Below are 12,757 nucleotides of genomic sequence, written 5' to 3'. Positions count from 1 at the left end.
TCCTGAAAATCAGAATAAGTTTATACGTAAGCAAATGCTTTATAAAGATAACTGCGATTAAGCAGCTTCTTTCGCATCGCGTACAGCAGCCAGAGTGCGAACCAGTTTGCCAGCCGCAGCTTCTTTCATGGTTGCCATCAGGCGTGCAATTGCTTCTTCGTAGGTCGGCAGGGTTGCCAGGCGATCGATTTGCGATGCCGGGATCAACTCACCTTCAAAGGCTGCAGCTTTGACCTCAAATTTTGCATTCGCTTTCGCGAACTCTTTGAACAGACGAGCAGCAGCGCCCGGGTGTTCCATAGAGTATGCAATCAGGGTCGGACCAACAAACGTGTCTTTCAGGCACTCGAACTGAGTACCTTCAACTACGCGGCGCAGCAGGGTGTTACGAACAACACGCATGTATACGCCAGCTTCACGACCTGCTTTACGCAGTTCAGTCATTTTGTCTACAGTAACGCCACGGGAATCCGCAACTACTGCAGACAGCGCGCCTTTGGCTACTTCGCTGACTTCAGCAACAATCGCTTGTTTGTCTTGAAGATTTAAAGCCATTAGCTTTGCTCCTGGATGTTTGCCGGAACTCATGTTCCGGAACTCACTTCACTCTCCCCAACGGAAAGAGCGTCTTAATACGGTGAGCAGAAACAAGCCAGAGTATCCAAAAATAATCTTAGCGTTCTGTCACCGTCTACGCAGGGGATTAAGTCTCTTGCGAAACACCTGCGGTCTTCGACGGAGGCCTGGATTAGGCCAGGCTCCAACGAACAAATCTTTTAGCCGCTAACTTTTGTTAGCAAACGTGGGGGTAAGATTGTAGACAAAATCACCGCCCACGTAAAGGCATTAGTTTGCAGCAGCGCTCAGGCCAGCCTGGTCAACTGCAACACCTGCACCCATAGTGGTGGAGATGCTAACTTTCTTGATGTACACGCCTTTCGCCTGAGTTGGTTTCGCTTTTTTCAGCGCAACCAGCAGAGCTTCCAGGTTTTCTTTCAGTTTGTCAGCGTCAAAGTCCACTTTACCGATGGTGGTGTGGATGATGCCGTTTTTGTCGTTACGATAACGAACCTGACCTGCTTTAGCGTTCTTAACCGCTTCAGCAACGTTAGGGGTTACAGTACCAACTTTCGGGTTTGGCATCAGGCCGCGTGGACCCAGAACTTGGCCCAGCTGGCCAACAACGCGCATTGCATCTGGAGAAGCAATAACAACGTCAAAGTTCATTTCGCCTTTCTTGATCTGATCAGCCAGATCTTCCATACCTACCAGTTCAGCGCCGGCAGCTTTAGCAGCTTCAGCGTTCGCACCCTGAGCAAATACAGCTACGCGAACGGAACGGCCAGTACCGTGTGGCAGTACAGTTGCGCCACGAACGTTCTGATCGGATTTACGCGCGTCGATGCCGAGGTTAACGGCAACGTCAACGCTTTCAACGAACTTAGCAGTTGCCAGTTCTTTCAGCAGAGCGATAGCTTCGTTGATGTCGTACTGTTTGGTCGCATCAACTTTGTCACGGATCACGGACATGCGCTTGGTCAGTTTAGCCATTTCTTAGTCCTCCACTACCAGGCCCATGGAACGTGCAGTACCTTCGATTGAGCGAGTCATCGCTTCAATGTCGGCACCAGTCATGTCGGCAGCTTTGGTCTGCGCGATTTCCTGCAGCTGAGCGCGGGAAATTTTACCCACTTTGTCTTTGTTCGGTTTACCGGAACCAGACTTGATACCAGCCGCTTTCTTCAGCAGAACAGCTGCTGGAGGGGTTTTGGTAACGAAAGTGAAAGAACGGTCAGCGTAAACAGTGATTACGACTGGGATTGGCAGACCTTTTTCCAGGGATTCAGTTTTTGCGTTGAACGCTTTACAGAATTCCATGATGTTCACACCCTGCTGACCCAGAGCTGGACCAACTGGTGGACTTGGGTTCGCCATACCAGCTGCAACCTGCAGCTTGACGTAGGCTTGTACTTTCTTAGCCATTCTAAAATCCTCTGATTGGGTGATAGCGCCTCAGGGAGGCTCCCCGTGAATAAAATTCGTTTTACGGGCCGGGGCCCATAAAAACAAAAGGCGCGAAATTGTATTCCAATCTCGCGCCCTGTGCAACGATTAAATCGCCGCTTTTTTGATCGCTGCTTAGGCTTTTTCGACCTGCGCAAAGTCCAGTTCTACCGGGGTCGCACGACCGAAGATAGAAACAGAAACTTTCAGGCGGGACTTCTCGTAGTCCACTTCTTCAACGACGCCATTAAAGTCAGCAAACGGACCGTCGCTAACACGAACCATTTCACCCGGTTCAAACAGCGTTTTCGGACGCGGCTTATCACCCACCTGCTGCAGGCGGTTCATAATCGCATCAACTTCTTTATCGCTGATTGGCGCCGGACGGTCAGACGTGCCGCCGATAAAGCCCATCACGCGCGGTACGCTGCGCACCAGGTGCCAGCTCGCATCGTTCATCACCATCTGAACCAGCACGTAACCCGGGAAGAATTTACGCTCGCTTTTGCGACGTTGGCCGCCACGGATCTCAACCACTTCTTCGGTCGGAACCATAACTTCGCCAAATAACTCTTCCATGTTGTGTAATTTGATATGCTCACGCAGCGACGTTGCTACGCGGCCTTCAAAACCGGAAAACGCCTGAACGACGTACCAACGCTTTTTAGGGGCTTCAGACATCTTAGAACCTCAGGCCAGTAATAAAGGAAACCAGGCGAACCAGAATACCATCCAGTCCCCACAGGATCAGTGACATTACCGCAGTCACTGCAGCCACGATCAGCGTGGTGTGCAATGTTTCCTGGCGAGTCGGCCAAATGACCTTGCGGACTTCGGTACGTGCTTCACGAGCGAAAGCAACGGTCGCTTTACCCTTAGTCGTCAACAGCGCGACACCGCCCGCTGCAGCAATCAGAATCACCACTGCCAGCGCGCGGAGCGGCAGCATCATGTCACGATAAAGATAGTTGCCAACGATTGCCACAATCAGCAGCACGGCAACAGCGACCCACTTCATCGCTTCCAGGCCGCGCCCGCTCCCTTGAGCTTCGGTATTCGCACTCATAAACCAACCTGTCAGAAGAATTCTACAAATAATTTCACCCCGCGATTGCGAGGCGAGCCAAATCGAAACGCTAATCCCTTTATGGATTATACGCTCTCTGCAGAGCCTGTCTCAGCAATGATTATGACAAAAATAATCACTGATGAGCCAGGTTCTGATGTGAAAGCGTGCAAAAAGGGCATCAAATGATGCCCTTTTCATGCGCATTGCGTCAAATGTTATCAGCGATTAGCCGAGAACTTTAGCAACCACGCCCGCGCCAACGGTACGGCCACCTTCACGGATTGCGAAACGCAGACCGTCGTCCATCGCGATTGGGTGGATCAGAGTCACAACCATCTTGATGTTGTCGCCTGGCATTACCATCTCAACGCCTTCTGGCAGTTCGATGGTACCGGTCACATCAGTTGTACGGAAGTAGAACTGTGGACGGTAGCCTTTGAAGAACGGAGTATGACGGCCGCCTTCGTCTTTGGACAGAATGTACACTTCAGATTCGAACTTGGTGTGTGGCTTGATTGAGCCTGGCTTCGCCAGAACCTGACCACGTTCGATTTCTTCACGTTTGATACCACGCAGCAGAACACCAACGTTCTCACCAGCACGGCCTTCGTCCAGCAGTTTGCGGAACATTTCAACGCCAGTACAGGTAGACTTCGCAGTCTCTTTGATACCAACGATTTCAACTTCTTCACCAACTTTGATGATACCGCGCTCTACACGACCGGTAACAACGGTACCACGACCGGAGATGGAGAATACGTCTTCGATTGGCAGCAGGAATGGCTTGTCAATCGCACGCTCTGGTTCTGGGATGTAAGAATCCAGGAAGCCAGCCAGTTCGATGATTTTCGCTTCCCACTCTGCGTCGCCTTCCAGCGCTTTCAGAGCAGAACCACGAACGATTGGAGTATCGTCGCCTGGGAAATCGTACTGAGACAGCAGTTCACGAACTTCCATCTCAACCAGTTCCAGCAGCTCTTCGTCATCAACCATGTCGCACTTGTTCAGGAACACGATGATGAAAGGAACGCCTACCTGACGACCCAGCAGGATGTGCTCACGAGTCTGAGGCATTGGGCCGTCAGTCGCAGCAACAACCAGGATCGCGCCGTCCATCTGCGCAGCACCGGTGATCATGTTTTTAACATAGTCGGCGTGGCCTGGGCAGTCTACGTGTGCGTAGTGACGAGTCGGGGTGTCGTACTCAACGTGAGAGGTGTTGATGGTGATACCACGAGCTTTTTCTTCTGGTGCGTTATCGATCTGGTCGAATGCACGAGCAGAACCACCGTAGGTTTTTGCCAGAACGGTAGTGATTGCAGCGGTCAGCGTTGTTTTACCATGGTCAACGTGGCCGATAGTACCGACGTTAACGTGCGGTTTTGTACGTTCAAACTTTTCTTTAGACATCGATTGTCCCTCTAAGACACGGATAAATCGGTGATATCACCACATCAACCAGGCGAAATGCCTGAATTGTTGAATACAGTAAAATTGAAACAGAGAGAAACGGGAAGGAGAAGTGAAGTGGTGCTGATACCCAGAGTCGAACTGGGGACCTCACCCTTACCAAGGGTGCGCTCTACCAACTGAGCCATATCAGCACGTATTGGAGCGGGCAGCGGGAATCGAACCCGCATCATCAGCTTGGAAGGCTGAGGTAATAGCCATTATACGATGCCCGCATCCTGAAACTCGGCTACCCAGTTCTTTCTGTAACAAAAAAAGAGATTTCTCTCTTTTTCAGTTTGAGCTGGCTAATTTTTCCAACCAGCTCCGGCGGCATTTACGCTGCCAGAAAGTGGTGGTGGGGGAAGGATTCGAACCTTCGAAGTCTGTGACGGCAGATTTACAGTCTGCTCCCTTTGGCCGCTCGGGAACCCCACCGGACTTGATGGTGCCGACTACCGGAATCGAACTGGTGACCTACTGATTACAAGTCAGTTGCTCTACCTACTGAGCTAAGTCGGCATCAAGTAGCGCGCATTCTATGGATACCTGCGCGGTCATGCAACTAAAAATTTGCATAAAACGTTCTTTCGCTCACATTTTATGCGAACAGCGTATAGAGCGCTGTAAAAGTAGCCATTCGAGGTCAAATATTCAACATATCATCGTGATTTGCACCGTATTCACCGTAGCGTGACGGCTTCCGCGTAACGCAGCGCTTTCCATCTTTTTTCTTATTATTCCCGTCATCTGGTGTTAACCTCCTGCCCATTGTCCAAAATTAACTGTGTGATGAGCCACGATCCGGCAGTGTGGTGCTGGCTCGCTGAAGCATGCTTATGAGCAAAAAAGAGCAAACGTTAATGACGCCTTATCTTCACTTTAACCGCAGCCAGTGGGCTGCCCTGCGTGATTCCGTCCCTATGACGCTGACGGAAGGTGAAATCGCACGGTTAAAAGGGATAAACGAAGATCTGTCCCTGGAAGAGGTGGCAGAAATTTATCTCCCCCTCTCTCGCTTGCTTAACTTCTATATCAGCTCAAACCTGCGTCGTCAGGCCGTGCTGGAGCAGTTTCTCGGGACGAACGGTCAACGCATTCCTTATATCATTAGTATCGCAGGCAGCGTGGCCGTGGGTAAAAGTACCACCGCGCGCGTCCTGCAGGCGCTGTTGAGCCGCTGGCCGGAACACCGCAGCGTGGAGCTGATCACCACCGACGGTTTTCTGCACCCGAACGAGGTGTTAAAAGAACGCGGGCTGATGAAGAAGAAGGGCTTCCCGCTCTCTTACGATATGCACCGTCTGGTGAAATTTGTCTCTGACCTGAAATCCGGCGTGCCGCACGTGACTGCGCCAGTCTATTCGCACCTGATCTACGATCGCATCCCGGATGGGGATAAAACGGTGGTTCAGCCGGATATTCTCATTCTGGAAGGTCTGAACGTGCTGCAAAGCGGCATGGACTATCCTCACGACCCGCATCACGTATTCGTCTCGGATTTCGTCGATTTCTCTATTTATGTCGATGCGCCGGAAGACCTGCTGCAAAACTGGTACATCAACCGCTTCCTGAAGTTCCGCGAAGGGGCGTTCACCGATCCGGATTCCTATTTCCACCACTATGCTCAGCTTTCTGAAGAAGAAGCGATCAATGTGGCGACGGGGCTATGGAATGAGATCAACTACGTGAACCTCAAAGAGAACATCCTGCCGACGCGCGAGCGTGCGAGCCTGATCCTCACCAAGAGCGAGAAGCACGCCGTCGACCAGATTCGCCTGCGGAAATAATCAATCAGACATAAAAAAACCGGCTTAGCGCCGGTTTTTTTCGTTATGCGTGTGGCTTTTCGCCATTTTCATCCTGATCGACCGCAAAGCAGGCAACCAGCTGGCCGCCATAATCCTTCAGCTGCGGCTGGAGCTGGGTGCACGGGCCAAAGCGGCGGCTGCAGCGGGCGTTGAATGCACATCCCGGAGGCGGATTCAGCGGACTTGGCAGTTCACCCGTCAGCTTAATACGCTCACGACGATCGTCCGGGTTCAGACGCGGTGTCGCAGACAGCAGCGCCTGGGTATACGGGTGACGAGGATTATTAAAGATCTGGTCTTTGGTCCCCTTCTCCACGCAGCGCCCCAGGTACATCACCATCACTTCATCAGCAATGTGCTCCACTACCGACAGGTCATGGGAGATGAACACGTAAGACAGCCCCAGCTCCTGCTGCAGATCCATCATCAGGTTCAGCACCTGCGCACGTACGGACACGTCGAGCGCGGAGACCGGCTCATCGGCAATCACCACGTCCGGATCGAGCATCAGCCCGCGCGCGATAGCAATACGCTGACGCTGGCCACCGGAGAACATGTGCGGATAGCGATCGTAATGCTCGGTTTTGAGGCCGACCTTCGCCATCATCGCCAGCGCTTTTTCACGGCGCTGCTCTTTGCTCAGATTACTGTTGATCAGCAGCGGCTCTTCCAGAATCTGTCCCACTTTTTTACGCGGGTTCAGCGAACCATACGGGTTCTGGAACACAATCTGGATTTTCTGGCGACGCAGCTTCTGCGCCTGCGGATCGTGCTTAAGCAGATCTTGCCCCTGATAATAGAGCTCACCGCCGGTCGGCACTTCAATCATCGTCAGCAGACGGCCCAGCGTGGATTTCCCGCAGCCTGACTCTCCCACCACCGCCAGCGTTTTACCGCGTTCGAGGTTAAAGGAGACGCCGTCCAGCGCTTTTACCAGGCGTTCAGGGGCAAACAGTCCCTTCTTCACCGGGTAGTATTTTTTCAGGTCGATGGCCTGCAACAGCGGCTGTTGCGTGGTGGCCTGTTGCGTACTCATAGTGTTGGCCTCCCGGCATCATCGAGTGGGTAGTGGCATTTCGACTGACGACCATCAGCCAGCTGGTTCAGATCTGGCTCCTCCGCCCGGCATTTGTCCGTCGCATATGGACAGCGCGGATTAAGCAGACAGCCCTGCGGACGGTCATATTTACCCGGCACCACACCCGGCAGCGACGCCAGACGCGCTTTGTCCTGAGCAAACTCCGGCAGCGCGCGTAAAAGCGCCTGGGTATACGGGTGACGCGGCGCGCGGAAAATATCGCGAGAATTTCCGGTCTCAACCACCTGGCCCGCATACATCACGATGATTTTGTGCGCGGCTTCGGCTACCAGCGCCAGATCGTGCGTAATCAGCACCAGCGCCATATTCTCTTTCTGCTGCAGCTCCAGCAGCAGTTCGATGATTTGTGCCTGAATGGTCACATCCAGCGCCGTCGTCGGTTCATCCGCAATCAGCAGCTTTGGCCGACAGGCAATCGCCATCGCGATCATCACGCGCTGGCTCATCCCACCGGAGAGCTGATGCGGGTAAACGTCCAGGCGCGATGCCGGGTCAGGAATACCTACCTGGTTCAGCAGATCGATCGCGCGCTGGCGACGGGTTTTCTTATTCCCACCCTGATGCACCTTAATCGCTTCCATAATCTGGAAACCAACGGTGTAGCAGGGGTTAAGGCTGGTCATCGGATCCTGGAAAATCATCGCCACTTCGGCGCCCACCAGCTGGCGGCGCTGTTTTTCAGAAATGCGCTTCAGATCCTGACCGTTGAACTGTAGGTTTTCCGCCATCACGCGGCCCGGGTAATCAATCAGCCCCATGATCGCCAGTGAACTCACCGACTTACCGGAACCGGACTCCCCGACAATGCCTACCACTTCGCCCTGATTTACGCTGTAGCTGATGCGGTCCACGGCGCGAAACGGGGTGCCTTCGTCGCCGAAGTGCACCGATAATTTATCTACATTTAATAACGCCATCTCGTGCCTCTTACTGCTTCAGTTTGGGATCAAGCGCATCACGCAGGCCATCACCCATCAGGTTAAATGCCAGCACCGTCAGCAGGATTGCCAGACCCGGGAAGGTGACAACCCACCAGGCGCTTTGTGCGAACTGCAACACGTCGGAGAGCATGGTGCCCCACTCCGGTGTTGGCGGCTGCGCACCCATGCCCAGGAAGCCAAGAGCGGCCATATCAAGAATGGCGTTAGAGAAACCGAGCGACGCCTGAACGATCAGCGGCGCAAGGCAGTTAGGGAAGATATTCACGAACATCTGGCGCATCGCACCGGCACCCGCCACACGAGAGGCGGTAACGTAATCGCGGTTCACTTCCACCAGCACCGCCGCACGGGTTAAACGCACGTAGTGAGGAAGCGCCACGAACGTCAGCGCCAGGGCGGCGTTACCGATCGACGGACCGAAGATCGCCACCAGCACCAGGGCCAGCAGCAGGCTTGGCAGCGCCAGCATGATGTCGACGATACGCATGATGATGTTATCAACGATGCCGCCGAAGTAACCGGCAACCAGGCCGAGAACGATCCCCATAATCAGGGAGAGCACCACCACCAGGCAACCGACCAGCAGCGACAGGCGCGCGCCGTACATCAGACGCGACAGCACATCGCGGCCCACGTCATCGGTACCGAGCAGGTGCGCCAGGCTACCGCCGTCCTGCCACGCAGGTGGCGCGAGCAGCGCATCGCGGAACTGGTCCGCCGGATTATACGGTGCGAGGAAGTTCGCAAACACCGCAATCAGGATCATGATAGCAACATACACCAGACCTACTACCGCACCTTTATTGCGCTTGAAGTAGTGCCAGAATTCCTGCAGCGGCGTCATAGGAACCGGTGCCGCGACCGCTTTATTTTGAGTGACTTGTGACATGATGGTCCCTTACTTCTTATGACGAATACGCGGGTTCACCACGCCGTACAGCAAATCGACCAGCAGGTTGACGAGGATAATCATCGTCGCGACCAGCAGTACACCGCCCTGCACAACCGGATAGTCACGGCGTTGCAGCGCGTCAATCAGCCAGCGGCCCAGGCCCGGCCAGGAGAAGATGGTTTCGGTCAGAATCGCCCCCGCCAGCAACGTCCCCACCTGGAGACCGATAACGGTCACCACCGGCAGCATGGCATTACGCAGCGCGTGAACAATGATGACGCGCATACGCGCCAGGCCCTTGGCGCGCGCGGTGCGTATATAATCCTCACCCAGCACTTCCAGCATCGATGAACGGGTCATACGCACGATCACCGCCAGAGGAATGGTCCCCAGCACCATGGCAGGCAGGATCATGTGCGCGACGGCATCCATGAAGTTGCCCTCCTCGCCCCAGATAGCCGTATCAATCAGCATAAAGCCGGTGAGCGGGTTGGAGTCATCCAGGAAGACCATATCGCTAACGCGCCCGGAGACCGGGGTCAGGTTAAGCTGCACCGAGACCAGCATGATCAGCATCATGCCCCACCAGAAGATAGGCATGGAGTAGCCGGTCAGCGCCAGGCCCACGGCGGTATGGTCAAAAATAGAGCCACGCTTAACGGCTGCCAGTACCCCAACCGGGATACCTACCGCAGTGGCGAAAATCATGGCGCAGACGCCAAGCTCCAGCGTCGCTTTAAAACGCGGCACGAACTCGTCCCACACCGGAAGACGGCTTTTCAGCGAAATCCCTAAATCACCGTGCAGCACGCCCCAAATATAGTGGAGATACTGCTGCCACATCGGCTTATCGAGACCGAGTTCAGCCAGCAGCTGTGCATGGCGCTCAGGGGAAATACCACGCTCGCCCGCCATAATCATTACCGGGTCGCCGGGGATCATATGGACGAAGGCAAAAGTGAGAAGGGTGATACCGATAAACGTGGGGATAACAAGTCCCAGACGTCGGAGGATGAACTGCAACATAACCCGGATTCTCTCTGATGACGCACGACCAGTGGCGTGACGTCTGTATTGCTCACAAATGTAAATTTCTTCTCCCTTGAGAGAAGATGAGGGTGAGGGGATGCATGCACGCCCCTCACCCCTGCCCTCTCCCGGAGGGAGAGGGAAAACACCCTACTTATTATTCAACAGATACGTTCTCGAAGTGGTGTTTGCCCAGTGGATCAACCACGTAGCCCTTCACTTCTTTACGCACTGGCTCGTACACGGTGGAGTGAGCAACAATCAGTGCCGGAGCCTGATCGTGCATAACAACCTGAGCCTGCTTGTACAGTTCAATACGTTTGTTGTGATCGTCCGTCGCACGCGCCGGCTGGATCAGGTCTTCAAACGGCTTGTAGCACCAGCGAGAGTAGTTAGAACCGTCTTTTGCCGCCGCGCAGCTGAACAGGGTGGCGAAGAAGTTGTCCGGATCCCCGTTATCACCGGTCCAGCCCATCATTACTGCCTGGTGCTCACCCGCTTTGGCGCGCTTCAGGTACTCGCCCCACTCGTAGGTCACAATCTTGGCCTGAACGCCAATCTTAGCCCAGTCAGCCTGAACCATTTCTGCCATGCGGCGTGCGTTCGGGTTGTACGGACGCTGTACCGGCATCGCCCACAGCTCGACGGTGAAGCCTTTATCCTGGCCCGCTTCTTTCAGCAGCGCTTTCGCTTTCTCAGGATCGTAGCTGTAGTCTTTAACGTCGTCGTTATAGCCCCACATGGTTGGTGGGATCAGGTTTTTGGCTGCAACGCCAGCGCCCTGGTAAACCGCCTTGATGATCGCTTCTTTGTTCACCGCGTAGGTCAGCGCCTGACGCACTTTCACGTCATCAAACGGTTTCTTCTCGGTGTTGAAGGAGAGATAACCCACGTTCAGGCCAGCCTGCTCCAGCAGGTTGATGTTCTTGTCCTGCTTCATGCGGGCAATGTCAGCCGGGTTCGGGTATGGCATAACCTGGCATTCGTTTTTCTGCAGTTTTGCATAACGCACTGATGCATCAGGCGTAATGGAGAAGACCAGACGGTCGATCTGCGGCTTGGTGCCCCAATAGCCTTCGAACGCTTTGTACAGAATGCGGGAGTCTTTCTGGTACTGCAGCAGCTGGAATGGACCGGTACCGATTGGGTTCAGGTCGACTTTTTCCGGCGTACCGGCTTTCAGCATGTTGTCCGCATACTCTTTGGACAGAATTGAAGCAAAGTCCATAGCCAGGTCAGCCAGGAATGGCGCTTCCGGACGCGTCAGCACGAACTGAACGGTATTGTCGTCCACTTTTTTCACTTCAGAAATCAGATCCGGCAGGCCCATCCCTTCGAAGTATTCATAGCTGCCGCCAGACACTTTGTGGTACGGGTTCTGCGCGTTTTTCTGACGATCGAAGGAGAACACAACGTCGTCGGCGTTAAAGTCGCGCGTTGGTTTGAATTCTTTGCTGTCCTGCCACTTCACGCCTTTGCGCAGGTGGAAGGTATAGGTTTTGCCGTCTTCGCTGACGTCCCACTTCTCTGCCAGCCCCGGAATCACTTCCGTGGTACCGGTTTTGAATTCAACCAGACGGTTATAGATCGGTACAGAGCTTGCGTCGTATGTCGTACCAGAGGTAAAGAGCTGTGGGTTAAAGCCTTCCGGCGAGCCTTCAGAACAGTAAACCAGGGTTTTTGCCTGTACGCTTGCTGCCACGGTCATAGCCACCAGGCTCAGACCAAGCTTCAGCATCCCTGACTTCTTCAAGGAAATACTCATTATTCTGCTCCAATGTGATGTTTTGCTTTGTTGTGTTACGCCGCCAGACCTTTATTTATTTTTTACCCGGTCCGGTCGGTGATGCCCGAAGGCTTTAAAGGGATGGAGAATCCTTTCAGAAGAGCGTTTGAGTTGCAGCGCAGATCGTCCCTGAAATGCCCCTCATGCCCTACAATCTGTCAACAGAATGTGAAAACGTCAATACAGGTGACGGGGATTTACGCTGAGTGTGAGAAACCGCAAACAAAGATTAAAAAAACTATGTATGCCAGTTTTCAGCAGGGAAATTTATGCTACTCGCTATCCTGCAGCACAAGTCTCTTCATATTTCGCAACAATCAGTGATTAACTTTTATTCAGAATGGGTAAATTTTCTTGCAGAATGGTGATTATCTGAGCACTAAATTCCATGAACGCTAAAACGCACAGCGAAAAATGCTGAGGTTATCCATAAGCAACGCGAAAAAAGATCAATCTATATATAAAAAAATACAATGGATTATGTCACAAAATCGTTAACAGGCAGGAAGAAGCGGACCTAAGGGGCGTTTTGGATACTCTGACGGGATAAGGTCATAATGCAAAAAGGGCTAACCTTGCGGTTAGCCCTTTTCAGAATGTGGTCGGCGAGAGAGGATTCGAACCTCCGACCCACTGGTCCCAAACCAGTTGCGCTACCAAGCTGCGCTACTCGCCGA

The 12,757-nt window shown here is 53.4% G+C and carries 12 protein-coding genes and 5 tRNA genes; 1 reads left to right on the top strand and 16 read right to left on the bottom strand.

Annotation, left to right across the window (positions count from 1 at the left end; genetic code table 11):
- Positions 1-57 precede the first annotated feature (57 nt).
- The 10 genes from rplJ to UR504_RS16955 form a co-directional block, all read right to left on the bottom strand.
- Entirely contained in the window at positions 58-555 is a 498-nt protein-coding gene (gene rplJ / locus UR504_RS17000; protein ID WP_003862338.1) for a 50S ribosomal protein L10, read from the bottom strand.
- Between the two features lie 291 nt (positions 556-846).
- Positions 847-1,551, bottom strand: a complete 705-nt coding sequence (gene rplA, locus UR504_RS16995) for a 50S ribosomal protein L1 (protein ID WP_006810530.1) — start codon at positions 1,549-1,551, stop codon at positions 847-849.
- A gap of 3 nt (positions 1,552-1,554) precedes the next feature.
- The gene (gene rplK / locus UR504_RS16990; protein WP_008503452.1) at positions 1,555-1,983 is read right to left on the bottom strand and encodes a 50S ribosomal protein L11; all 429 of its coding nucleotides are present in this window, start codon (positions 1,981-1,983) and stop codon (positions 1,555-1,557) included.
- 156 nt (positions 1,984-2,139) lie between these two features.
- Complete coding sequence (nusG, locus tag UR504_RS16985; RefSeq protein ID WP_002438628.1) at positions 2,140-2,685, bottom strand: transcription termination/antitermination protein NusG; 546 nt, start codon at positions 2,683-2,685, stop codon at positions 2,140-2,142.
- 1 nt (position 2,686) lies between these two features.
- A complete protein-coding gene (gene secE, locus UR504_RS16980; protein ID WP_014068449.1) occupies positions 2,687-3,070 on the bottom strand; it encodes a preprotein translocase subunit SecE in 384 nt (127 codons plus the stop codon).
- A 228-nt stretch (positions 3,071-3,298) separates the two neighbouring features.
- Entirely contained in the window at positions 3,299-4,483 is a 1,185-nt protein-coding gene (gene tuf / locus UR504_RS16975; RefSeq protein ID WP_023309456.1) for an elongation factor Tu, read from the bottom strand.
- Between the two features lie 118 nt (positions 4,484-4,601).
- Positions 4,602-4,677, bottom strand: a tRNA-Thr gene (locus UR504_RS16970).
- Positions 4,678-4,683: 6 nt separating this feature from the next.
- A tRNA-Gly gene (locus tag UR504_RS16965) sits at positions 4,684-4,758 on the bottom strand.
- Positions 4,759-4,875: 117 nt separating this feature from the next.
- Positions 4,876-4,960, bottom strand: a tRNA-Tyr gene (locus tag UR504_RS16960).
- Between the two features lie 8 nt (positions 4,961-4,968).
- Positions 4,969-5,044: transfer RNA gene (locus UR504_RS16955), tRNA-Thr, on the bottom strand.
- Positions 5,045-5,361: 317 nt separating this feature from the next.
- Here UR504_RS16955 and coaA point away from each other — a divergent pair.
- Positions 5,362-6,312 carry a type I pantothenate kinase gene (gene coaA / locus UR504_RS16950; protein WP_032654569.1) on the top strand — a complete coding sequence of 317 codons (951 nt, stop codon included), beginning with the start codon at positions 5,362-5,364 and terminating at the stop codon, positions 6,310-6,312.
- Positions 6,313-6,355: 43 nt separating this feature from the next.
- On the opposite strand, the gene dppF is transcribed toward coaA, so the two are convergent.
- From dppF to UR504_RS16920, 6 genes are all read right to left on the bottom strand, one after another.
- Positions 6,356-7,369, bottom strand: a complete 1,014-nt coding sequence (gene dppF / locus UR504_RS16945) for a dipeptide ABC transporter ATP-binding subunit DppF (RefSeq protein ID WP_032644494.1) — start codon at positions 7,367-7,369, stop codon at positions 6,356-6,358.
- Positions 7,366-8,349 carry a dipeptide ABC transporter ATP-binding protein gene (dppD, locus tag UR504_RS16940; protein ID WP_302238330.1) on the bottom strand — a complete coding sequence of 328 codons (984 nt, stop codon included), beginning with the start codon at positions 8,347-8,349 and terminating at the stop codon, positions 7,366-7,368. Before dppD ends, dppF begins: the two co-directional genes overlap by 4 nt.
- A 10-nt stretch (positions 8,350-8,359) precedes the next feature.
- Entirely contained in the window at positions 8,360-9,262 is a 903-nt protein-coding gene (gene dppC, locus UR504_RS16935; protein ID WP_274241657.1) for a dipeptide ABC transporter permease DppC, read from the bottom strand.
- 9 nt (positions 9,263-9,271) lie between these two features.
- On the bottom strand, positions 9,272-10,291 hold the full coding sequence (gene dppB, locus UR504_RS16930) for a dipeptide ABC transporter permease DppB (RefSeq protein ID WP_302238324.1): 1,020 nt from the start codon (positions 10,289-10,291) through the stop codon (positions 9,272-9,274).
- 160 nt (positions 10,292-10,451) lie between these two features.
- Positions 10,452-12,059, bottom strand: a complete 1,608-nt coding sequence (gene dppA / locus UR504_RS16925) for a dipeptide ABC transporter periplasmic-binding protein DppA (RefSeq protein ID WP_111964353.1) — start codon at positions 12,057-12,059, stop codon at positions 10,452-10,454.
- A 620-nt stretch (positions 12,060-12,679) separates the two neighbouring features.
- A tRNA-Pro gene (locus UR504_RS16920) sits at positions 12,680-12,756 on the bottom strand.
- Position 12,757: the final 1 nt, after the last annotated feature.

It is taken from the genome of Enterobacter sp. 241F3, from assembly GCF_034106785.1.
Taxonomy (GTDB): Bacteria; Pseudomonadota; Gammaproteobacteria; order Enterobacterales; family Enterobacteriaceae; genus Enterobacter; species Enterobacter vonholyi.
Note: the sequence above shows the minus strand (reverse complement) of the source record. Positions and strands in the feature narration are given on the sequence as shown.